A 22,878-nucleotide genomic window follows, 5' to 3' on the forward strand; every position below is an offset into this window, starting at 1 on the left:
TTGCAGGAGATTACCGATGAGCATCGCCGTCATGGACAAGGGCACCGCACAACCGGGTGAAAGCCTGGTCAGTGATATCAGCCTGCCCGCACTGGTCATTCACCGCCAGGCACTGGATCACAATATTCGCTGGATGCAGCGCTTTGTCACCGACAGTGGTGCGGAGCTGGCACCACACGGCAAGACCAGCATGGTGCCGGCGCTGTTTCGGCGGCAACTGGACGCAGGCGCGTGGGGCATGACCCTCGCCACAGCGGTCCAGACCCAGGCCGCTTATGCGCATGGCGTACGGCGGGTATTGATGGCCAACCAGCTCGTCGGCGCGCCGAACATGGCCGTGATCGCCGAGCTGCTGGCTGATCCGATGTTCGAGTTTCACTGCATGGTCGATCATCCGGACAACGTCGCGGCATTGGGGGAGTTCTTTGCAGCACGCGGTTTGCGCCTGAATGTAATGATCGAATACGGCGTGCCCGGCGGGCGTTGTGGCTGTCGTACCGAAAAACAGGTGTTGGCATTGGCTGACGCTGTTCAGGCACAACCGGCACTGGCGTTGACGGGCATCGAGGGATACGAAGGTGTTATCCACGGCGACCACGCTATTGATGGCATCAAGGCGTTCGCGGCCTCCCTGGTACGCCTGGCTGTCGAGCTGCAGGACAAAGGTGCCTTCGCTCTGGACCGCCCGATCGTCACCGCCTCCGGCTCGGCGTGGTACGACCTGATTGCCGAAGCCTTTGACGCCCAGGCCGTTCGCGAGCGATTCCTCAGCGTGCTGCGACCCGGCAGTTATGTGGTGCATGACCACGGTATCTACAAGGACGCACAATGCTGCGTGCTGGATCGACGTGCCGAATTGAGCGAAGCGCTGCGTCCTGCGCTGGAGGTCTGGGCGCATGTACAGTCCATGCCGGAGCCGGGTTTTGCGGTGATCGCCATGGGCAAGCGCGATGTCGCTTACGATGCCGGACTACCCAACCCTCTGTTGCGTTACAAGGCGGGTGTGCTGCCTGCGTCAGGCGATGATGTCAGTGCCTGCAAGGTGACCGCCGTCATGGACCAGCACGCGTTCATGACGGTTGCACCCGGATGCGAGTTGAAGGTCGGCGATATCATCTCCTTTGGCACTTCACACCCGTGTCTGACTTTCGACAAGTGGCGTTCAGGTTGTCTGGTGGATAATGAAATGCGCGTGATCGAGCCTTTCAGCACCTATTTCTAGTCCAGGTATTTGCAGGAGTCATCATCACATGAGTCTTCCACGGGTCGCCCTTATCGGCGAATGCATGATTGAACTGCAGCAGCATGCCGACGGCAGCTTGCGGCAGAGCTTCGGCGGCGACACGCTCAATACCGCGGTCTATCTTGCCCGTCTGCTGGGTGAACGGGCCAAGGTGGACTACGTCACGGCGCTGGGTGATGACAGTTTCAGCGATGCGATGTGCCGGGTCTGGGCGGACGAGGGCATTGGACTGGGCAAAGTGCAACGCCTGCCAGGGCGCTTGCCGGGGCTTTACTGCATCCAGACCGATGCCAACGGTGAGCGCCGCTTTCTCTATTGGCGCAACGAAGCCGCCGTGCGTGACTGTTTCATGACCGCAGCCGCAGAGCCGATCCTCGCGGCGCTGGCCAGCTACGACGTGTTGTATTTCAGCGGCATTACTCTGGCAGTGCTTGGCGAGCAGGGACGGGCGCGATTGCTGGAGGCGCTTGGCCGTGCTCGCCAGCGCGGCGTCAGGGTGGCTTTTGACAATAACTACCGGCCCCGGTTGTGGGCCAGCGTGGAGCAGGCTCGCGAGGCTTATCAGGCGTGCCTGCAGCATGTGGATCTGGCCTTGCTCACCGAAGACGATGAACAGGCACTGTATGGCTACGCAGACAGTGAGCACATGCTGGCGGCCTATCGAGACCGCGGCATGGGTGAGGTGGTCGTCAAGCGCGGTGCGCAAAGCTGCCTTGTTGAGGCTGGCGGCGAACGGTTCGAAATCGCCTCGCAACAGGTCGAGCGTGTCGTCGATACCACCGCTGCGGGTGACTCGTTCAGCGCAGCCTATCTGGCCGCACGGCTCATGGGTGAACACCCGCGACAGGCGGCCGAAGCAGGGCATCGTCTGGCCAGCATCGTAATTCAGCACCCAGGCGCACTGGTGCCAAAATCAGTCATGCCAGTCTGATAGCACTTATCACAGAACATGCAGTTGATCGGCTAACACACTGACAGGAAAGCATTTCGCTGGAACCTGCACGCAATTCCGGCCACCATAGGCGACCTTTTGCCTGCAAGCCACCCGCCGGAGTCTGCGTGCCTGACGACCTTCCTTCTACGCTTCCCCATGACCTGGATGTCGATCTCGTGCCGCCCCGGCAACTGCCTTTTTTCAAGCGTCTGTTATCGCGCCTGATAGGCCGTGGCCTTACCGGTCTTGGCTCGCAACACACTCCGTCATGGTTTCAGGGGCACGCCGACGGCTACCTGAACGGGCACATCGAAGGCATGCGCGAAGGGTATGCCGACGGTTATCTGGATGGCCAGGAGCTGGGCCGTCAGGTGCTGGTCATCAACGATACCCGGCCAGCCCGGCATCGAGGTCCCAAGGTTGACGATCATCTGTTCGACGACTGGCGCCTGGCGCTCACGCCAGAACTGAAAAAGCGCATCAAAGCCGATGTCGCCGAAAAGCTTCCCGTACATGCTCAGCCCAGCACCGCGCAGTGGAGGATGATTTTCAGCGACACACCGTCCACCTCTGTCATTGCCGGGGCCGGTGCGGGCAAATCCACGTCGTTGGTGCTGCGCATTTTGCTGTTGCATCATTACCTGGGCTTCGAACTGAACGCGATGACGGTCGTGACCTTCACTCGCGAGTCGCGCAAGGACTTCATCGGCAAGTTGATTGATGTCATGGCTTTGTGGGGACATGTGCTGGGGCAGAAGCAGGCACGGGATCTGGTTCGCACCTTTCACTCGCGTATTCTGCCACTGGTGCGCAGCCTTCCGGGGTTCGAGCAAGTGCGGGCGTTCGAGAACCTGAGCAGTCAGCCATCCAGTCTGGAGGAGGTTGACAGCAATCCTTTCGACCTGCGGATCAACGATGCACAGCGTCAGCAACTCAATCTCTGCTATCGCGACCTGTACGTCAACAATCAGCGTTTTCGTGAGGTTATGGCACCGCTTTATCGCCATGCTTTGCAGCTCAAGGAACTGGATCGCGATCACCCTGACGTGCAGAAGCGCATTACGGTGACCGAGCTATCCTCGAAACGGGATGAAGAGTGGTGTGACACCATCGAGGACTTGTGGATTCGTGCCGGTGCCTGGCCTATAAAAGGCATTGAGCCTATGCGACAAGTCGTTGAAATAAATGGATTTCCATTCTGTTTTCATGGCTATATCGCTGAGCTGGATGCATGGGTCGTACTGGGCCTGGACGCCAGCGAAGACCAGCAACTCAAGCGACCCGGGGCCAAATTACCCATATGGGCTGAGGGGGTCATAAAGCGCACACTGTTTCAAGCTTTCTGCAGTAAGCCATTGATATGGATGGATAACTATCAATCTGCCGGCAAGATTTTACAGTCTCTGGCGGGGGACGCAGTGGCAGGGCCCGGGTTCGACTATCGGGTCAAGGGCGAGCTGGGCGCCGCACCACTGCTCGACTGTTTTGTGACAGCTGCGAGCTTCATCGAGAACCTGGGGCTGGATGTGCCGAGCGCCGTGGCCGAAATGAGCTTTGCCAGCGATGACCCGGACCGCTTCTTTTTCGAAGCGCTTAGTCTGTTCTGGAAAGCCTTCGAAACTCACCTGCTGGCCCAATCGCCACCCATCATGACTTATAACCGAATGTTTGCGTTGTTCGGTGAAACGTCACCCGATAACCTCAAGCACGTCAGCGATCAGATGCTCAGGCCTCTGGCGCATCTGATGATCGACGAGTTTCAGGATGTTTCGCCGCAGATCGTCTCATGGATACGGGCCAGCCTGCGCGAAATCAGGCGTCGTGGCCCGGCCCTGCATGTGGCACGAATCGCTCAGCACTCCTCGCTGCTGTGTGTCGGTGATGACTGGCAATCCATCTATGGCTGGCGCGGCAGCTCGCCGAAGTACTTCATGGAATTCACCAAAGAGTTCTCGTCTCCGGCGACCACGAAGGTCATGCTCAGCGACAACTTCCGCAGTCATCAGCATATTATCGACGCGGCTGAGCATGTCGTCCGTGCAGCGCCAGCGATCCCAGGCAAAAAGGCTCGTGCCAGTGGTGCGCCTCAGGAGCTGCTGCCGGTCAAAGTGCTGGATCGCGACGACGACGAACTTGCCGAGCGTGTAGCCGAGCATTACAACGACGGTGACTCAATCTTGCTGCTGTACCGCAAAGGCAGCGAGAAAGCACGCTTCCCGGAACGTCTGCAGTCATTGATTGATGCTGATACAGCGCTGGGCGCGCAAGGCCGTCGCATCAGGACGCTGACTTACCATAGCTCCAAAGGCTTGCAGGCGGATGCCGTATTTTTGTTGGGTGATTGCCAGCATCTGACCGTCTCGCCTTACAAGAATCAGGTTTACCGTTTGGCAGGGCTGGGTGACGCAAACGATCTTCAGCCATTCGATACCGCACAGAAGGATGAAGTCTTGCGCCTGGCGTATGTAGCCATTACTCGTTCGGCGAGGCATTGTTATTGGTATATCGATGAAAGCACAGGCGCAGGGGAAAGCGCTCAGATGCCCAAAGCGTCAGACAGGATCGCGCAGGACAAGCCTTTCTTCGAAGACTTGAGAAACAGGGTCCGCACAGGCTGAGGCTGTCATTTCAGGAAAAACCGGCGACCTGTTGATGAACATGGGAGCCGAACAGTTCCAGCTCATCCTCGATTGCCTCGATGATGCGCTCTACGTCTGCGGCATTCATGACGGTGGAGCAGGGCAGACCGGCAATGGCGACGACTGTTTCACCGCTGGCGCGGTCGAAAAGTCGCGCAATCATGCTGCCTGGCGCATCCATCGAAGCTTCAAAGCCCACCGGATGAAAGTGCCAGCGCATCAGTTGGCATGCATTGGGGAATGTGACTTTGTTCATGACAATGGCCCACCTGAATCAATCGAGCATTTCCCTTGCTCCAATGGGTAGGCAGACAGCCAGAATTCGTCCGGTAAAGCCATGATGACGAGGCGATAGATCCGTGCAAAGACTATCGATCGATCGGGTTGCTTTCCAGCAGGATCGCTGAGCGGTCTGACGAATACTGAAAATAGCACTTGCCAGCACCGATCTGGAAAAATTTTTTATGACGCAGCACAAAAAAATCAATTATATGACTTGCGTCATCAGAAGGTATTGATGGGCAGGTTTCATGCATGTGCCAAGGCTCTGTCGCAGGCCCCTGCAATGAACTGAATCTGCTTTGACGAGGATGGTTTTCATGCCCGGTCTGGGGCAAGCTGTCGCTATTGACCCGAGGAACTGCACATGCTGAGAAAATCCCTTGCTGCACTCATGTTGCTGGCCTCGACCGGCCATGCGGCAGAGACGGTCAATATCTACAACTGGACGGACTACATTGCCCCGGACACCCTGAAAAATTTCGAAGCCGCCACCGGTTTCAAGACAGCTTACGACACCTATGACACCAATGAGGCGCTGAATGCAAAACTGATCGCTGGCCATTCCGGCTACGATCTGGTTTTCCCGTCCATTCATTTCATGGGGCGACAGATCGAGAATGGTTTGCTGAAGACCCTCGACAAGCGCCAGTTGCCCAACTGGAAAAACCTCAACCCGGTCCTGCTCAAGGCGCTGGAGGGCAGTGATCCCGGCAATCAGCATGGTTTCCCGTACCTGTGGGGCAGTACCGGAATCGGCTATGACGTCGCCAGGGTCAAGGCGATTCTCGGCAAGGATGCGCCGCTCGACTCCTGGGATCTGGTTCTCAAACCGGAGAACATGAAAAAGCTTGCCCAGTGCGGTGTCGCCTTTCTGGACAGTGCACCGGCACTCATGCCCATCGCCCTGAATTACCTCGACTTGCCTGCGCACAGTGAGGCACCGGATGACTACAAGAAGGCCAAGGCATTGCTCGATGAGGTACGCCCATATGTGCGCAATTTCAGCTCTGCCGACTACATTGGCGATCTTGCTACAGGCAAAATCTGTGTGGCGGTGGGCTATTCCGGGGATATTTCACTGGCGCAGGAGCAGGCACAAAAAGGTGGCAACGCCGTCACAGTCAGCTACGTCGTTCCAAAAGAGGGCGCGCCGATGTGGTTCGACATGATAGCCATCCCGGCTGATGCTCCGGACACCAAGGCTGCCTACGCGTTCATGAACTACCTGTTGCGCCCTGAAGTGATCGCCAACATCACCAATACCGTGCATTACGCCAACGGCAACGAAAAGGCAGACGCGCTGATCAGCCCTGGTCTGTGGACAGATACCACGGTGTACCCGGACGCCGACATGTTGAGCCGTTTGTTCGTGATGTCTCAGGTCCCGGTCAATATCGAAGCATTGCGTCAGGGACTCTGGAAGGAGTTCAAAGCTGGCCGGTAAATGAGCAGGGAGCCCGACTGATCACGGGCTTCAGATGATATGAGCCTGATGCAGTTCGGTCAGTGCCTGAGCCTTCAGCCGGGCCAGTAGCGGATCACGGCGATCCCTCGGCGCTTGCAGTCCGACCGGCAGTTCGTGGGTAATCGTACCAGGACGGCTGCCCATCACCAGTACACGATCGCTCAAGTACAGCGCCTCATCGACATCATGGGTCACCAGCAGCAGGGTGATGGCATGACGTTCGGCCAGTTGCAGCAACAGGTCCTGCAGCTTCATGCGGGTAAACGCGTCCACTGCGCTGAACGGTTCATCCAGCAGCAATATCGTCGGATGAGAATACAGGCCGCGAGCGATGGCCACACGTTGCGCCATGCCCCCGGACAACGCCTTCGGCAGGGCGTCGGCAAAACCGGCCAGGCCCACTTCCTCGATCAACTGACCTACCCACTTGCGGTCGTATCCATCATCGTCGCTGAAGCCGATATTCTGTTCGACGGTCAGCCAGGGCATCAGACGTGGCTCCTGAAACACGAACGCGACTTCGCCCTGAATACGTTTCACCGAGCCATGAAACTCCTGCTCCAGCCCGGCGACGATTCTGAGCAGCGTGCTTTTACCGCAGCCGCTAGGGCCCAGCAGGCTGACTATTTCACCGGGTTGCAGTGACAGATCAATGTCATGCAGCACGGTATGGCCGGCAAACGCTTTGCGGTCTACGCGTATGTCCATCAATGAGTCCGGCATCTATCAACCCTCACGGCTTTGACCGGTGAATGTGTCCCGCCAGGCCAGAAAGCGTTTTTCCAGGCCCGCCAACAAGCCGTCGCTCAACTTGCCCAGTGTGGCCAGAACGATGATGGCCGCCAGCACGATGTCCGGGCGTGATGTTTCACGCCCGTCACTGAGCAGGTAGCCCAGGCCTTTGGTGGCGGCGATCAGCTCGGCAGCCACCAGAAACATCCATGACAGGCTCATGCCGCTGCGCAACCCGGTAAACAGGCCGGGCAGGGCGGCGGGCAGGAGAATGCGTCGGGTCAGGCGATAGCGGCTGAAGCCGTACATCTGGCCGACTTCCACCAGCTTTCGGTCGATACCTCGAATCGCGGCCACGCCATTGAGGTAGACAGGAAAAAATGCACCAATGGCAATCAGTACAACCTTGGATGTTTCGCCAATACCCAGCCACAGCAGCAGAAGCGGCACCCAGGCCAGACTGGGGATTGAGCGAAGTCCGGCGAACGTCGGCTCAAGGTACGCCTCCGCCTCACGGCTGAGCCCCACCCATGCGGCAAATCCCAGGGCCAGGCTTGCGCCGATTGCAAAGCCGCTGAGCACACGCAACAGACTGGCACTGATGTGTTTCCACAGTGCGCCATCCGCCAGATCACGCAGTGTCAGCACGATCTCGCTGGGGGCTGGCATCTGGTAAGACGGCAGCCAGCCGATGCGTACGACAACTTCCAGCAATAAAATGATTGCGGCAGGCACCACGAGACCTTTCAGTGGCGTTTTGTAGCGCTGCCAGAACGTGCGCTGCTGTTTGTCAGGCAAGGCTGCCTGCGCCGAAGCAGGCAAGGACTCGTTCCGGCTGGTCATGGGGCAGTGATCACGGTTTTGGAAAACTCGGGGGTGATCAACTGATCAATCACCTGCTCCACATTCACGCCTTTGCGCACCAGATCCTCGGACACCAGGATCGGTGCCGCAGACTTGGATGCCTGCACATCTTTCTCGCTCAACTGTGGGTTGCTCAGGTCTGTGCGGGTCAATTGCAGCCTGGCGACTTCGAGCGGCAAGCCTGACTCGGCAGCCAGCAACCTGGCCAGTTCGTCAGGGTTTTTCACGGCCCAGTCACGGGCTTTTTCATATGCGCTCAATACCGTCCTGATCGCCTGCGGATGCTCTTTGGCATAAGCTTCCGTGACGCTCAGTACGCCATAACTGTTGAAGTCCTTGTTACGGTAAAGCAGACGCGAGCCGGACTGGATTTCACTCGCGGCCATGTGCGGATCAAGCCCGGCCCAGGCGTCTACGTCACCTTTCTCAAGGGCTGTACGGCCATCGGGATGTTGCAGGTGCAGCAACTCGACATCGTCTTTTTTCAGTCCGGCCTTTTGCAGGGCGCGCAATGTGAACAGGTAAGGATCGGTGCCCTTGGTGGCGGCAATTTTCTTGCCTTTCAGCTCGCTAACCGATTGCAAAGGTGAGTCCTTACGCACGACCAGTGCCGTCCACTCCGCCCGGCTGTATACATACACCGACTTGATCGGGCTGCCGTTGGCTCTGGCCAGTACTGCGGATAAGCTGGCCGACGAAGCAAAGTCGACGCTGCCGCTGTTCAGGTATTCCAGCGAACGGTTACTGCCCTGGCTCAGTACCCAAGTGACTTTCGCATCTGGAAGCGCCTTTTCCAGCCAGCCGAAATGTTTGAGTGCCAGGCTGACTGGCGAATAATAGGCGTAATCCAGACGGACTTCGGCAGGTGCAGCTTCAGCGGCCTGTGCTGCGCCCTGCAGGCTCAATGCCAATGCGCAGGTGGCTGTCATCCAGCGAATCAGGGCTCGAGGCGTCTGCAACCGAAAAGAGATAAAGGGTTGTGGCATAGTGGGCGTCCAGATCAGGGATACAGGGCTGCCAGACTGGTTTGCATATTTCAAAAAAAACAGTCCGGAGAGCATGAAATTCACAAATGGAATATTGCATGCTCTGTGCCAAACACTTTGCAGCTTGAACGAGCGCGGTTTCGGGGGATTTCTCTGCTGGAATGATGTTGATCTGGCAGCAGCCTGTTAAATCGCTGTTGCTACAGCAACAGTCGGCTAATGACGCACCTTTCGACGATTTTCTGACAGATTTTCTGCTTGCCGAATGATTTTTTTCGCAAGGCCTGCAACAGAATCGTTTTTTGACACTCCTAATCGTCCACATTCTTAATTTCGAAACATGTGCGCACTAAGATTCGCGCGTGATCCATGAGCGTGCGCCGATCGCGCCTTCGTTCGACCGATCCGCAGAATTCCTGGGGCGAGCTGTACAAGCCTGCGTATTCGCACCAGCCAGATGGCTGATCCCTTTTCAATGCGCACCGGACTCAGAAAATAATGAATATGCCGAAAATGCCTGTTATTACCCGACTCCAGCGCCGCATCGCATGGTGCTTTTTTCCATCATTGCTGGTGGCTTCTGCACTGGCTCTGCTCACCATGGGCAAGGGCGTTCATGCCGAGCCCAAGAACGGCACACAGACGCTGGTGTTTCTTCGTCATGCGGAAAAGCCGGCCATGGGCCTGGGGCAACTGAACTGCCAGGGGCTCAACCGGGCCATCGAACTGTCGGAGGTCCTGCCGAGGGAGTTCGGCAAGGCCGACTTCATCTTCGCAGCCAATCCAAGCCGGCATGTGGAAGAGGGTGAGGGCGATCTGTCCTACAGCTACGTTCGTCCTCTGATGACAGTAGGGCCTAGCGCCATCAAGCTGGGACTGCCCGTCAACATCGACTTCGGCGCCAACGACACCAGCGATCTGGCCGACGAACTGATGCGCGACAAGTACCATAACTCGATCATCTACACCGCCTGGTCTCATGGCTACCTGCCGGAACTGATCAACAAGGTTGCTGAAGAAGCGTCCGGCAAGAGCACCAATTTGCTGGATGACTGGACGAATGATGATTTCGACTCAGTGGTCGTTGTCACCCTCAAGTGGGTCGACGGCAAGGCCACGCTGGATTACAAGAATCACAAGCAAGGCCTGAACAATGGCACTGTGGCGTGCCCCACGACAACCTGACGCTGGGCACGCACAGAGCTCATAAGCCTCAGCCGTTGAGCGACTTCATCGATTCCGCGCTGTAGCGCTCGCCTGACACGGCCCCTTGCGGCGGAAAAATCGCATCCAGTTGGGCCAGCTCATCGGTACTCAGCGTTAATGAAGCCGCTGACACGTTGCTTTCCAGATACTTGCGCTGCTTGGTCCCCGGGATGGGAATGATGTCATTGCCTTGAGCAAGTACCCAGGCCAGCGCCAATTGCGATGCGCTGACGCCCTTGGCCGTAGCCAGCGCTTTGACTTTTTCTACCAGCGCCAGATTGCGATTGAAGTTTTCGCCCTGAAAGCGTGGGCTGAAACGACGGTAATCATCGGCAGCAAAATCTTCCTGGGTGCGCAATGCCCCCGTCAGAAAGCCGCGGCCCAGCGGGCTGTAGGCCACGAAGGCGATACCCAGGCGCCGACAGGTAGCGAGCACATCATCGTGTTCCGGATCGCGCGACCAGAGCGAATACTCGCTTTGCACGGCTGCCAGCGGATGCACCTTGTGCGCTCTCTCAATGGTGGTTGCACGGGCCTCGCAGATGCCTATATGGCGAACCTTGCCCGCCTTGACCAGTTCAGCCATGGCACCAATGGTGTCCTCGATGGGCACGTTCGGATCGACACGGTGCTGATAGTAAAGATCGAGATAATCGGTATTCAGCCGTTTCAGGCTGGCGTCGATCGACTGGTGAATGTACGCCGGGCTGCCATTCACGCCACGCGCATGCGGGTCATCGCCACGCACGATACCGAACTTGCTGGCCAGATAAATACCGTTGCGCTTGCCCTCGAGCGCACGACCGAGCAAGGCCTCATTGGTGTGCGGACCATACATGTCAGCCGTGTCGAAAAAGGTGACACCCAACTCCAGTGCGCGGTGCAGCGTGGCGATGGATTCCTTCTCGTCGATGCCGGTGGTGTAGAAATCCGACATTCCCATGCAGCCCAGCCCGATGGCAGAAACCTGCGGACCGTGGTGACCCAATTGGCGCGTGATCACAATGAGTGCTCCTGAGCGTTGAAAGAGCCGTTGAGTCTCTACGCTTTGGCTGGCGCAATAAACCGGGAGTTTCTTATTTCACCGTTGTGAAAATCCGAATAATTGACGTCTACGAAGCGCAAGAGCGTGCGGCGTCAATCCGACAAACCGTACTAGTCACAAAATCCCCAATGGAGTACAAATGTACTCCATGAGCACATTATCTCCCCGTCGCAGCGCAATTCTTACCTTCATCCGCGATCGCATCGCGCAGCAAGGGCAATCGCCGAGCCTGGCGGAAATCTCCGAGGCTTTCGGTTTTGCTTCGCGCAGCGTGGCGCGCAAACATATTGTGGCCCTCACTGAGGCCGGTCTGATCGAAGTCGTACCCCATCAGGCGCGTGGTATCCGCCTGCTGAACAGTGAGCCTCGGCCTGAATTGCTGGAAATCCCGGTATTGGGGCGTGTGGCGGCAGGCGCGCCTATCGGGCCGGATCTCGATATACACACCACACTGCACCTGGATCGCAGCACGTTCACTCGTGTGCCTGACTACCTGCTGCGCGTGCAGGGCGATTCGATGATCGAGGACGGTATTCTCGATGGTGACCTGGTTGGCGTGCACCGTAACCCACAGGCCAGTGACGGGCAGATTGTCGTCGCCCGTCTGGACGGTGAAGTCACCATCAAGCGCCTGCAACGCCGCGCCGATCAGTTGCGCCTGTTGCCGCGCAACCCGGCCTACGAACCGATTGTTGTCACGCCTGATCAGGAATTCGCCATCGAGGGTGTGTTCTGCGGGCTGGTTCGCCGCGAATGATGGGCGCGGTGGTCAGCCTGGACGCCTTGCTGGATGAGCGCAGGGTCTGGAAAGGACGCCAGCAGGGCGCGCCGCAGTTCAGTCCGCACCCCAGTGGCCATGCGTTGCTGGACAGCGCCTTGCCCACCGGCGGCTGGCCTGCGGCGGCGCTGACGGAAATCCTCATCCTGGCCAATGGCAGTGGCGAATTACGCTTGCTGTGGCCAAGCCTGGCAAGATTGTCCGGCATGGGCGAGCGTATCGTGCTGGTTGCACCGCCCTATATTCCGTACCCGCAGGCCTGGCTGGCTGCGGGGGTCGACCTGCGCCAGCTTGTCGTCATCGAGGCCAGTGCTCGCGATGCCCTTTGGGCCGCCGAACAATGCCTGCGGTCTGGCAGTTGTGGCGCGGTCGTGTGCTGGCCTGGCCTGGTTGATGACCGCGCGCTGCGACGTTTGCAGGTCGCTGCTGAAACCGGTCAGACCCTGGCCTTTGCCTGTCGTCCGCAGCAGGCCGCCGCCAACCCTTCACCTGCAGCCCTGCGGATAGCTATCGATACCCGTCCTGCGCAACTGCGGGTGCTCAAGTGCCGGGGCGGACTTGCACCGCCTTTTCCCCTTCCATTCCCGACCGACGCTTGAGGTTCGTATGCTCTGGGCCTGTGTCTTGCTGCCGCAACTGGCGCTCGACGGCGTCATGCGTCGTTGCAGTGATCCCGATGAGCCTCTGGCGCTGATCAGCGGCAGTGCTCAACGTCGCGTGTTGCAAGCCGTCAACCCAGCGGCGCGCGCGCTGGGTTTGAAAGCCGGGCAGTCGCTGACAGCCGCGCAGGCTATGGTGTCGAAGTTCACCACGGTCGAGCATGATCCAGCCGACATTGAGCGCTTGCAGCAACTGCTCGCGGCCTGGGCGTACGGCTTCAGCTCCAATGTCAGCCTCAAATACCCTCGGGTACTGCTGATGGAAATCGAGTCCAGCCTCAAGCTGTTCGGCCCTTGGCCGGTATTCGAAGCGCGCCTGCGTGAAGAACTGACCGCGCAGGGCTTTCGGCATCGCATCGTGGTCGCGCCCAACCCGATAGCCGCACGAATGCTGGCCAACCTGCATGACGGGCTGAGCATTGATTGCCCGCATGACTTGCGCCGCCGCCTGGAGCTGATGCCGCTGGAACGCATCGGCCTGAGCCGCGAAGCCGCCACGGCCCTGACGCGCATGGGGCTGCGCTCTGTGCGGCAGGTGCTGGCCCTGCCGCGCGATACACTGGCGCGGCGGTTTCCGGCCAGCGTGCTACAGCATCTCGACACACTGCTCGGCGAGCGACCGGTGGCACTGGAGTACTACACACCGCCGGACTTCTTCGATATACGCATCGAGCTGAATTTCGACGTCGAGTCGCATCAGGCCCTGTTGTTTCCTCTAAAGCGGCTGATCGCCGATCTGGCTATGTTTCTGGCCGGACGTGACAGCGGTGTGCAGCGATTTTCCCTGCATCTGGAGCACGTGGACGGTCCGGAGACTGTGGTGCCAGTCGGGCTACTGAGTGCCGAGCGCGATGCGTCGATGCTGTTCGAACTGGCCCGCGGCAGGCTGGAGCAAATGCTGGTGACGTCGCCGGTACGTGCCGTGCGCTTGCTGGCGCAGGATTTGCCGGATTTTGTTCCGGCACACCGGCAGTTGTTCGATGAGCGCGTGCAACAGACCTTGCCCTGGGAGCAATTGCGCGAGCGCTTGCGGGCGCGTCTGGGCGACGAGTCGGTCAATGGCTTGCGTGCTCAGGCCGATCACCGCCCTGAATGCGCCTGGCAACCGCACAGCACAAGCAAACCGGTCTTGCCGGCCAAAGGTTGTACGCGCCCGGGCTGGCTGTTGCGAGAGCCCCAGCCGCTGCCGCTTCATGCAACGCGCATTGTGGCCGGGCCCGAGCGAATCGAATCAGGCTGGTGGGACGGCGCCGATGTACGTCGCGACTACTATCTGGTCGAAACCTCCAGCGGCCAGCGCGCCTGGGCCTATCGCAGCGTGGGCGAGCAGGGTGAACTGCTGCTGCATGGCTGGTTCGCATGACAAGCGAATACGCCGAGCTGCATTGCCTGTCCAACTTCAGTTTTCAGCGCGGCGCCTCAAGCGCCCGTGAGCTGTTCGAACGAGCCTCGCGCCATGGCTATCAGGCGCTGGCCATCACTGACGAGTGCACGCTGGCCGGTATCGTACGTGCGTGGCAGGCGTCCATCAGCACCGGCCTGCCGTTGATCATCGGCAGCGAAATGCACATCGAGAACGGGCCGAAAGCTGTGCTGCTGGTGGAAAGCCAGACAGGCTATGAGGCGCTGTGCAAATTGATCACGGTGGCACGCCGCAGAGCCAGAAAAGGTGAATACCGGTTGTTGCGTGAAGATTTCGAGCCTTCACCGGACGGTTTGCTGGCCATCTGGCTGCCGGACATCGAAGGCGACGCACAAGCCTGTCTGGCGCATGGACGCTGGTTGCGTGAGCGCTTTGCCGAGCGCCTCTGGCTCGGCGTGGAATTACATCGCGGCGCAGATGACGAGCAGCGTCTGGCCGACTTGCTGGCGCTGGCGCAATCGTTGGGTGTCCCGGCAGTTGCCAGCGGTGATGTACACATGCATGCGCGCGGTCGGCGTGCCCTGCAGGACACCATGACTGCTATTCGCCATCACACTACCGTGGCAGAGGCCGGGCACCTGTTGTTTGCCAACGGCGAGCGCCATTTACGGGCACTGAATGCGCTTGCCGAGCATTACCCGGACTGGCTGCTGGCCGAATCGGTGCGTATTGCCCGGCGCTGCACGTTCGATCTGGGCGATTTGAAATATGAATACCCGCACGAGCTGGTCCCCAAAGGCCAGACACCCACGTCGTGGCTGCGTGAATTGACCGAGCGCGGTGCCCGCAAACGCTGGCCGAACGGGCTGACGCCAGCCACCCGTGCGCAGGTCGAGAAGGAACTGGCGCTGATCGCGGAAAAGAAGTTCGACAGCTACTTTCTGACCGTGCATGACATCGTCGAGTTTGCCCGCAGCCAGCATATCCTTTGCCAGGGACGGGGCTCGGCGGCCAACTCGGCAGTGTGTTATGCGCTGGGGATCACCGAGCTGAACCCGGAACAGAGCAACCTGCTGTTCGAGCGCTTTATCTCCAGAGAGCGCAACGAGCCACCGGACATCGACGTGGATTTCGAGCACGACCGCCGCGAAGAAGTCATTCAGTACGTGTTCAGACGTTATGGTCGGGGCAGGGCGGCGCTGACCGCAGTGGCCAGCACGTATCACGGCTCGGGCGCGGTGCGTGATGTGGCCAAGGTGCTGGGTTTGCCGCCTGACCAGATCAACGCCCTGGCAGATGCCTTCAGCCGCTGGAGCGATTCGCTGCCGTCGCCCGAACGCCTGCGCGAATACGGCTTCGATGCCGACATGCCAATCCTCAAGCGCGTACTGGCCCTGACCGGCGAGCTGATCGGTTTTCCCCGGCATTTGTCACAACATCCGGGCGGCTTCGTGATTTCCGAACACCCGCTGGACACGCTGGTGCCGGTCGAGAACGCTGCGATGGCCGACCGCACGATCATCCAGTGGGACAAGGACGACCTGGACCTGGTCGGTCTGTTGAAAGTCGACATCCTTGCACTGGGCATGCTCAGCGCCTTGCGCCGCACGTTTGATCTGGTGCATTTGCACCGTGGTAAACGATGGACCCTGGCAAGTCTTCCGGGCGACGACCGGAAAACCTACGAAATGATCAGCCGCGCCGACACCATCGGCGTGTTCCAGATCGAGTCCCGCGCGCAGATGGCCATGCTGCCACGCCTCAGACCGGAAAAATTCTACGATCTGGTCATCGAAGTCGCCATTGTCCGGCCGGGGCCGATTCAGGGCGACATGGTTCATCCATACCTGCGCCGGCGTAATGGCGAGGAAGCGATTACCTATCCGCCTAAACTAAAAAGCGTCTTTGAGCGCACCTTGGGCGTGCCGCTGTTTCAGGAACAGGTCATGGAAGTGGCGATCATCGCTGCCGGTTACACGCCGGGCGAGGCGGACGAATTGCGCCGCGCGATGGCCGCGTGGAAACGTCACGGCGGGCTGGAGCCGCATCGCGAACGGCTGCGCACAGGCATGCTGGAAAATGATTACGACGTGGATTTTGCCGACCGGATTTTCGAACAGATCAAGGGTTTTGGCAGTTACGGTTTCCCCGAGTCCCACGCCGCCAGTTTCGCCTTGCTGACCTACGCCAGTTGCTGGCTCAAATGCCATGAACCGGCAGCGTTCACCTGCGCGCTGATCAACAGCTGGCCGATGGGGTTTTACAGCCCGGATCAATTGTTACAGGACGCACGTCGCCACCACATTGAAATCCGCCCGGTGGATGTGCGCTACAGCAACTGGGATTGTTCGCTGGAGCCGCTCGATCATCCCGACAGTACACTCAATCTGGCGATTCGCCTCGGGCTGCGCATGGTACGTGGCTTTCGCGAGGAGGATGCCCGACGCATTGAAACTGCGCGCTCGGAACGGTTGTTTACCGATGCCACAGACCTGACCTTGCGCGCCGATCTGGAGTCCCGTGCCGCTGAAGCGCTGGCCGACTCCGGTGCCTTGCGCGGGCTGATCGGCCATCGGCACCGGGCGCGCTGGGAAGTGGCAGGCGTGGAAGCCCAGCGCCCGTTGTTCAATGACTTGCCCAGCGAAGACACACAGGTAACGCTGCCGCTGCCGACGGTGGCCGAAGACCTGATGGCCGACTACGCCACGCTGGGCACCACCCTCGGCCCGCACCCGTTGGCCTTGCTGCGTCGGCAATTGGCTGCCAGACGCTTTCGCAGCTCACAAGACTTGCTGAGCCTGGAAAACGACCGAACCCTCAGCGTGGCGGGGCTGGTTATTGGTCGTCAACGACCGGGAACAGCCAGTGGCGTGACCTTTGTGACCCTTGAAGACGAGTTCGGTATGGTCAATGTCGTGGTCTGGCGCGACTTGGCCGAACGTCAGCGCAAGGTATTGGTGGGCTCGCAACTGCTGCAGGTTTTCGGGCGACTGGAATCGAAAAGTGGTGTGCGCCACTTGATCGCCCAGCGCCTGTACGACCTCACGCCGTTGCTGACCGGGCTGGATGTGCGCAGTCGGGATTTTCAATAATCGGGCCTGCAATTTGCAGGATAAATCTGCACATCCTGCCAACGAGAAGCCCTGAATGTACAAAGACTACCCAGCCGCCTACCAGGTCAGCAAAGGCGCAGCGCTGCAAGTGGACACGGCGTTTTACGAGCGCCTGCGTGCGAATGCGCAGCAGCGCACCCTCGTCGAGCAGTTCGAAGTACCCATTCGTACCGGACGGGCCTGGAAGGTCAAGGCCGGTCAGGTGTTTCGTGTCACCACACCGGTTGGCCCGCAGGTGGGCGATTTCAATGTCTGGAACGCCAACGACCCGCGAGAGCGCCTGTGGGCAGCGCGCACGCGCCAGCTACAGGGCGCGCATGTCAGCACTCATGACCGGCTGTGGTCGAACCTGCCGTTTTTGCGGCCAATGGTAACCATTACCGACGACAGCCTGGCCAGCTACGGGATCGACGAGCATGGCGGCCGCCTTCATGATTTGCTTGGCACGCGTTGTGACCCCTACGTCAACAAGATGCTGACCGGCGAAGACTTTCATCATCACTGTCATTCAAACCTGACCCGTGCCGTGCTGCCGCACGGGCTGACCGAATTCGACGTGCATGACGTGCTGAACATCTTCCAGTGCACCGGCCTCAATCATGACGACATGTACTTCATGAAGGCCTGTCCGGCGCAAAAGGGCGATTATCTGGAGTTTTTCGCTGAAATCGACCTGCTGTGTGCGTTGTCGACCTGCCCGGGCGGCGATCTGTCACTGCCGATGTGGGGGCCTGACGCGCAGGACCCGTTAAGCGTCTGCCGTCCGCTGGGTGTCGAAATCTACGACCTCGACGCCGCGTTGCTGGAGGGTTGGCAGCCTCCTGAGCGGGCGGCCTACAACGGGCTGCATGGCTTGCAGATTGCCAAGGCTGACTGGGAAAAATAACCGCTCAGGCCGCGCGAGCCATCCTGCGCAGCCCCCAGACCATCACCGCCCCCAGCCCGAGCATGGCCAGAAGCAATGCCGGATAAGCCACCCACCAGTGGAGCGGGGCGGTCATCATGCTGAATTCGGACATGCCACCGATCCCGGCAATCAGGTTCAAGGGCAGAAACACCACATTGATCAGCGTCAGTTTGCGCAGCAGGGTGTTGGTGCTGTTGTTGACCAGATTGCCACGTGCATCCATCAACCCGGCGAACACTGTGGAATAGATCTCGGCCTGTTTGTAACACTGGTCGTTCTCGATGATCATGTCATCGATCAACGCCAGGCAGGCAGTCGCGTACTGCTTGCCCTGCGCATGATTGCGCAGGCGGGTCAGAACCGCACCATTGCTGTGGATCGCATTGATGTAATACACCAGGCTTTCGCTGAGGTTGAACATCTGCAGCAAATGACGGTTTTCCAGTGAGGAGTTGAATTTCTGCTGCAATTCCCGGGCGACCATCTTGATGACTTTCAAATGGCCCAGATAGTGATGAATGTTGTTGAACAACAGCTCCAGAAGGATATCCAGCGGCTGGTTCAAAGGACGGTGAGCCCCCAGCGCGCTCAAAGGTTGCTCGTCATCACAGATCAGGACCAATTGGTCCCGACTGAGCAGCACACCAAAGGACGAAACGTCGAACGAGAAGCTGTTCTTGCCCGAGTAGTTTTCGGGGCGTTTCCAGATCAGAAACAAGGCATCAGGGTGAAACTCGATGCGCGAAATTTCATCGGGATCCAGCGCCGATGCCACGGCGTGCTCATCAAGGTGAAAGCGCTCCATCAATAACCTGCGTTCACCAGTGTCAGGCTTGCTGAACCAAAGCACCTGAGCCTTTTGCGGGTCACATGTCAGCAACCGGTTGCCATCGAGTGTCAGGCCCTGAATCATCGTTTCACCATTCTTTGCCGAGGCGTTTGAGCTCCAGACGGCGGACGAACTCTTCCAGCACCAGGCTGTACAGATCATCCTGCAGGTAAGCGTCTTCGATGCCGGCATCCAGGTTCGGATTGTCGTTGACCTCGATCACTACCACTTGATCGCCTGACTGTTTCAAGTCCACGCCATACAACCCGTCACCAATCAGGTTGGCAGTCTTGAGTGCCAGTTCGACTACGGCGCGTGGCGCTTCGTGCACCGCCAGCGTGCGGCATTCGCCAATCACCTCGGTGCCGATCGCCTTGTGGTTATAGATCTGCCAATGCCCCTTGGACATGAAGTACTGGCAGGCAAATATCGGTTTGCGATTGAGAATGCCGATGCGCCAGTCGTACTCGGTGTAGAAAAACTCCTGAGCCAGCAACAACACCGAGTGCTCGAACAGCTGGGTCGTTGCCGTGTGCATTTCCTCGGGTGTACTGACCTTGATCACACCTCTGGAAAAGCAGCCATCAGGGATCTTCAATACCAGCGGGAAGCCCAGACGTGTGGCCACGTGCTGCAGTTCTTCCGGGCGGTCCTTGTAGAGGATTTCCGTTCGCGGCATGCCCAGATCATGGCTTTTGAGCAGGTCGGTCAGGTACACCTTGTTGGTGCAGCGCAGGATCGAGGTGGAGTCATCCATGACCACCAGCCCCTCGCTTTCGGCCTTCTTGGCGAAGCGGTAGGTGTGGTTGTCAACGCTGGTGGTTTCGCGAATCAGCAGCGCGTCGTACTCGGCCAGCCGGGCGTAATCTTTCTTTTCGATCAGCTCGACATCGATGCCCAGGCGCTGGCCGACACGGATGAAATTGGTTAGCGCCTCGGTGTTGGACGGTGGCAGCTGTTCCTGCGGGTCATGCAGGATAGCCAGGTCATAGCGGGCCATGCGTCGGGAACTGGGTTGGCGCCAGACGTTGCGGCTGAAGCCTTCCAGCGCCGTGGCGAACTCATCCTGCTGATCCTCGCGCAGGCGCGGCAGAGCACCGGCCTTGATACCCGCAATGTGCCAATTGTCGCGTTTGCGAAACTCCACCATCAGGATCGGGCAGGGGAAGACTTCAAACAATTGACGGGCGAGATCCTTCAATGGCTCCAGTGTGGTCTGGCCGAAGTAAAGTGTCAGGGTAAACCCTTCGGTGTCGTCATAGGGATGATCCTCAAGTGCGGTCTCCAGCCACTTGTCCAGGTCATCGAGGGCCAGGCCGTAGAGTGACTTGCGGGTCAACTCGCTGATGGTCTTTACCGAAGGAATGACATTGTGCTGGCGCGCTTCGGCCAGCAGGGAACAGTAATAACCGTGGCCCAGGTATTTGTAGCTGCGGCACAGATTGATGACTTGCACACGCTTGCCTGCCTTGGTTTTCAGTGGCTTTTCCAGGTAATCCTGGGCGCTGATCAAGTCTTCGCTGGGGAAGTAAGATGCCCAGTCTTCAAGCCGTTCGACAATAATCACCCGTTGCCTCTGCGCTGCAAAAAGCGTTGTGGGGTCTGCACGTCTGGTTGTTGCTGAAAGCGCAAGTTGCGCAGATACTTCGTTCATCTTCACCTGTGCCGCTGACCTGTGTAATCGATCCGATGGGAAACACGTCCTTTCTATTAAGCATGTGCTTTTTGAAATGTCCCGTTTCGTTACACAACTTTTACGGCGGTGCAGATGGACTTTATATTTCGCGATGCAGTTGAAACCGATGTCGACGACTTGTTGCTTTTGGAGAACCAGTGCTTTGACGGCGACCGTCTGACCGCGCGCAGCTTTCACTGGATGATTCGCCGCGCCAATGCCAGCCTGATCGTCGCCGAGCAGGCCGGAAAGCTCACCGGCTACGCGCTGGTGCTGTTTCATCGGGGCACCTCGCTGGGGCGTTTGTATTCGCTGGCGATTGTCGATGCGGCGCGGGGCAAGGGGCTGGGCAAGGAGTTGTTGCAACGTGCCGAGCAGCAGGCCGTGGGCCGCGACTGCGCTTACCTGCGCCTTGAGGTGCGCCCTGATAACCACGCGGCTATCGGGCTGTACGAACGCAACGGTTACCGGCGCTTCGCTCAGGTCGACGACTATTACCAGGACCATGCCCCGGCGCTGCGTTACGAGAAGCGCATCGTCGAGCATGCTCGGCTGGATAGTCGTTCAGTGCCGTATTACCAGCAGACCCTGGAGTTCACTTGCGGTCCGGCCTGTCTGTTGATGGCGATGAAGGCTCTGCAACCTGTGCGTTTGATGGATCGCGCCGAAGAACTGCAGATCTGGCGCGAGGCGACCACGGTGTTCATGACCTCCGGCCATGGCGGATGCAGCCCTCAGGGGTTGGCGCTGGCTGCGCGGCGCAGGGGCTTTACCGTGAAGCTGCTGGTGTCGATTGCGGGCCCGCTGTTTCTGGGCGGCGTGCGCAGTGACCAAAAGAAACAGGTAATCCGCCTGGTGCACGAGCAGTTCTGTCATGAACTGCAGACCTGCGGCGTACAAACGCTGCCCAACCGCTCATTGAACCTGCCTCGCGTACTGGCAGAGGGTGGCAAGCCGCTGGTGCTGATCAGCAGCTATCGCCTGACACGCTCCAAGGCGCCGCACTGGGTGATGGTCACCGACTGCGACAGTGATTTTGTCTACCTGCACGACCCTGATATCGATCACAGCCTGCATCGCCAGGCTATAGACTGTCAGCACATGCCCGTGAGCCATGCCGATTTCAACCGCATGAGTTGTTTCGGTGCCGACAAACTGCGCGCCGCAGTGATTGTGTTTGCCGCACCCGTGAATGATCATGCGTGCGCTTTACACGCGGCCTCAGCAGCTCAACCACAGGATTGCGTACATTGATGAAGTCCGTTTTCAAGGTCTTTTTCGCACTGGCCATCGCCGCGAGCCTGTCGGCCTGCATAAGTGCTCCGGTTCCGCTGACGTCGAAGACCGCCGAGCAGTTGCGCCAGCGGCCTGCGGTGCGGTTCCTGCTGACCTTTGACGACGGCCCCAGTGCCTCGACGTTCTACAACCCGAGCATCACGGTGCTCGACAGCCTGGCCGACAACCCGTTGCAGCCGAACATCAAGGCCGTGTTCTTCGTGCAGACCGGCGCAACGGGCGCGGGCAACAGTGATCAAGGCAGAGCAATCATGCGTCGTCAGCATGAAGAAGGGCATCTGCTGGGCTTTCACACCGCTACGCCGCATCACACCAATCATCGGTCGTTGACGGATGAGGAACTGGAGCAGTCACTGACTCAAGGTTGCGCGATCATTACCGCGATCACCGGTGTGCCCACCAAGTTGTTGCGGCCGCCGTTCTGGAACTACGACAAACGCACCTTCAGCGCCTATCAGCGCCATGACCTGCATGTGTTGTTGACGGACCTGAGTGCCAATGACGGCAAGATCTGGGGCTATAACTTCAGCCTGCGACGCCGTTCGAACATGGTCAGCCAGCTCTCGCAGGTGCGTGAGCGCATTGCTGCCGGGGAGTTGCCTGTTGTGGACGGTGTGATTCCGGTGGTGGTGACCTTCCACGATTTGAACCGCTACACCGCGCGGCATGCTCGGGAGTACCTGCAGATTCTGATCGACAGTGCCCGTCAGACTGGCGTTCGGCTTGCCGACCAGCCGTTCTACGACGACAGCGCGCAGTTACAGCGTGCCGCTCTGGCCCGCACGGTCAAAGAGGCGGGCCAGCCGGTCAGCCTGCCGGGTGTCTGGAGCTGGATCTGGGACCACAACGCCCATTGACAACC

At 59.0% G+C, this 22,878-nt stretch carries 19 protein-coding genes; 12 read left to right on the forward strand and 7 right to left on the reverse strand.

Annotation, left to right across the window (positions count from 1 at the left end):
• Nucleotides 1-16 precede the first annotated feature (16 nt).
• The 3 genes from ALO80_RS21825 to ALO80_RS21835 all read left to right on the forward strand — a co-directional run bounded on the left by ALO80_RS21825 (nucleotide 17) and on the right by ALO80_RS21835 (nucleotide 4,795).
• Nucleotides 17-1,222, forward strand: a complete 1,206-nt coding sequence (locus ALO80_RS21825) for an amino acid deaminase (protein WP_055010491.1) — start codon at nucleotides 17-19, stop codon at nucleotides 1,220-1,222.
• 28 nt (nucleotides 1,223-1,250) lie between these two features.
• The gene (gene kdgK, locus ALO80_RS21830) at nucleotides 1,251-2,174 is read left to right on the forward strand and encodes a 2-dehydro-3-deoxygluconokinase (RefSeq protein ID WP_055010492.1); all 924 of its coding nucleotides are present in this window, start codon (nucleotides 1,251-1,253) and stop codon (nucleotides 2,172-2,174) included.
• 128 nt (nucleotides 2,175-2,302) lie between these two features.
• Nucleotides 2,303-4,795: a UvrD-helicase domain-containing protein gene (locus ALO80_RS21835; RefSeq protein ID WP_055010493.1), complete on the forward strand. Its 2,493-nt coding sequence runs from the start codon at nucleotides 2,303-2,305 to the stop codon at nucleotides 4,793-4,795.
• A 10-nt stretch (nucleotides 4,796-4,805) separates the two neighbouring features.
• On the opposite strand, the gene ALO80_RS21840 is transcribed toward ALO80_RS21835, so the two are convergent.
• On the reverse strand, nucleotides 4,806-5,072 hold the full coding sequence (locus ALO80_RS21840) for a DUF1652 domain-containing protein (protein WP_055010494.1): 267 nt from the start codon (nucleotides 5,070-5,072) through the stop codon (nucleotides 4,806-4,808).
• A 390-nt stretch (nucleotides 5,073-5,462) separates the two neighbouring features.
• On the opposite strand from ALO80_RS21840, the gene ALO80_RS21845 reads away from it, so the two are divergent.
• Nucleotides 5,463-6,542 (forward strand): polyamine ABC transporter substrate-binding protein, encoded by a 1,080-nt coding sequence (locus ALO80_RS21845; protein WP_055010495.1) that lies wholly within the window; start codon nucleotides 5,463-5,465, stop codon nucleotides 6,540-6,542.
• A gap of 30 nt (nucleotides 6,543-6,572) precedes the next feature.
• Here the strand turns inward: ALO80_RS21845 and ALO80_RS21850 are convergent, their stop codons facing one another.
• From ALO80_RS21850 to ALO80_RS21860, 3 genes are read right to left on the reverse strand one after another with little or no spacing between them, the layout of a single operon-like run.
• Nucleotides 6,573-7,286 (reverse strand): ABC transporter ATP-binding protein, encoded by a 714-nt coding sequence (locus ALO80_RS21850; protein WP_055010496.1) that lies wholly within the window; start codon nucleotides 7,284-7,286, stop codon nucleotides 6,573-6,575.
• Nucleotides 7,287-7,289: 3 nt separating this feature from the next.
• The gene (locus ALO80_RS21855) at nucleotides 7,290-8,138 is read right to left on the reverse strand and encodes an ABC transporter permease (protein ID WP_055010497.1); all 849 of its coding nucleotides are present in this window, start codon (nucleotides 8,136-8,138) and stop codon (nucleotides 7,290-7,292) included.
• The gene (locus tag ALO80_RS21860; RefSeq protein WP_055010498.1) at nucleotides 8,135-9,145 is read right to left on the reverse strand and encodes an aliphatic sulfonate ABC transporter substrate-binding protein; all 1,011 of its coding nucleotides are present in this window, start codon (nucleotides 9,143-9,145) and stop codon (nucleotides 8,135-8,137) included. Before ALO80_RS21860 ends, ALO80_RS21855 begins: the two co-directional genes overlap by 4 nt.
• Before the next feature lie 498 nt (nucleotides 9,146-9,643).
• On the opposite strand from ALO80_RS21860, the gene ALO80_RS21865 reads away from it, so the two are divergent.
• Complete coding sequence (locus ALO80_RS21865) at nucleotides 9,644-10,330, forward strand: hypothetical protein (protein ID WP_055010499.1); 687 nt, start codon at nucleotides 9,644-9,646, stop codon at nucleotides 10,328-10,330.
• A 28-nt stretch (nucleotides 10,331-10,358) separates the two neighbouring features.
• On the opposite strand, the gene ALO80_RS21870 is transcribed toward ALO80_RS21865, so the two are convergent.
• Nucleotides 10,359-11,354: an aldo/keto reductase gene (locus ALO80_RS21870; protein ID WP_055010500.1), complete on the reverse strand. Its 996-nt coding sequence runs from the start codon at nucleotides 11,352-11,354 to the stop codon at nucleotides 10,359-10,361.
• 181 nt (nucleotides 11,355-11,535) lie between these two features.
• Between ALO80_RS21870 and lexA the strand changes: the two genes are divergently transcribed.
• The 5 genes from lexA to ALO80_RS21895 are packed head-to-tail and all read left to right on the forward strand — an operon-like array spanning nucleotide 11,536 to nucleotide 18,195.
• Nucleotides 11,536-12,153 carry a transcriptional repressor LexA gene (gene lexA / locus ALO80_RS21875; RefSeq protein ID WP_055010501.1) on the forward strand — a complete coding sequence of 206 codons (618 nt, stop codon included), beginning with the start codon at nucleotides 11,536-11,538 and terminating at the stop codon, nucleotides 12,151-12,153.
• Complete coding sequence (gene imuA / locus ALO80_RS21880; protein WP_055010550.1) at nucleotides 12,153-12,773, forward strand: translesion DNA synthesis-associated protein ImuA; 621 nt, start codon at nucleotides 12,153-12,155, stop codon at nucleotides 12,771-12,773. The genes lexA and imuA overlap by 1 nt, the downstream gene beginning before the upstream one ends.
• A 7-nt stretch (nucleotides 12,774-12,780) precedes the next feature.
• Nucleotides 12,781-14,196: a Y-family DNA polymerase gene (locus tag ALO80_RS21885; RefSeq protein ID WP_055010502.1), complete on the forward strand. Its 1,416-nt coding sequence runs from the start codon at nucleotides 12,781-12,783 to the stop codon at nucleotides 14,194-14,196.
• A complete protein-coding gene (locus ALO80_RS21890; protein WP_055010503.1) occupies nucleotides 14,193-17,288 on the forward strand; it encodes an error-prone DNA polymerase in 3,096 nt (1,031 codons plus the stop codon). The genes ALO80_RS21885 and ALO80_RS21890 overlap by 4 nt, the downstream gene beginning before the upstream one ends.
• A 55-nt stretch (nucleotides 17,289-17,343) precedes the next feature.
• Nucleotides 17,344-18,195 carry an urea carboxylase-associated family protein gene (locus ALO80_RS21895; protein ID WP_055010504.1) on the forward strand — a complete coding sequence of 284 codons (852 nt, stop codon included), beginning with the start codon at nucleotides 17,344-17,346 and terminating at the stop codon, nucleotides 18,193-18,195.
• Nucleotides 18,196-18,199: 4 nt separating this feature from the next.
• Here the strand turns inward: ALO80_RS21895 and ALO80_RS21900 are convergent, their stop codons facing one another.
• Entirely contained in the window at nucleotides 18,200-19,129 is a 930-nt protein-coding gene (locus ALO80_RS21900) for a magnesium transporter CorA family protein (RefSeq protein WP_055010505.1), read from the reverse strand.
• Nucleotides 19,130-19,133: 4 nt separating this feature from the next.
• Nucleotides 19,134-20,699, reverse strand: a complete 1,566-nt coding sequence (locus tag ALO80_RS21905) for a RimK family protein (protein ID WP_055010506.1) — start codon at nucleotides 20,697-20,699, stop codon at nucleotides 19,134-19,136.
• 114 nt (nucleotides 20,700-20,813) lie between these two features.
• On the opposite strand from ALO80_RS21905, the gene ALO80_RS21910 reads away from it, so the two are divergent.
• Together ALO80_RS21910 and ALO80_RS21915 are read left to right on the forward strand one after the other, a co-directional pair.
• Nucleotides 20,814-21,974, forward strand: a complete 1,161-nt coding sequence (locus ALO80_RS21910) for a GNAT family N-acetyltransferase/peptidase C39 family protein (RefSeq protein ID WP_055010507.1) — start codon at nucleotides 20,814-20,816, stop codon at nucleotides 21,972-21,974.
• Nucleotides 21,974-22,873: a polysaccharide deacetylase family protein gene (locus ALO80_RS21915; protein ID WP_055010508.1), complete on the forward strand. Its 900-nt coding sequence runs from the start codon at nucleotides 21,974-21,976 to the stop codon at nucleotides 22,871-22,873. Before ALO80_RS21910 ends, ALO80_RS21915 begins: the two co-directional genes overlap by 1 nt.
• Nucleotides 22,874-22,878: the final 5 nt, after the last annotated feature.

It is taken from the genome of Pseudomonas caricapapayae (genome assembly GCF_001400735.1).
In the GTDB taxonomy this organism is placed as follows: Bacteria; Pseudomonadota; Gammaproteobacteria; order Pseudomonadales; family Pseudomonadaceae; genus Aquipseudomonas; species Aquipseudomonas caricapapayae.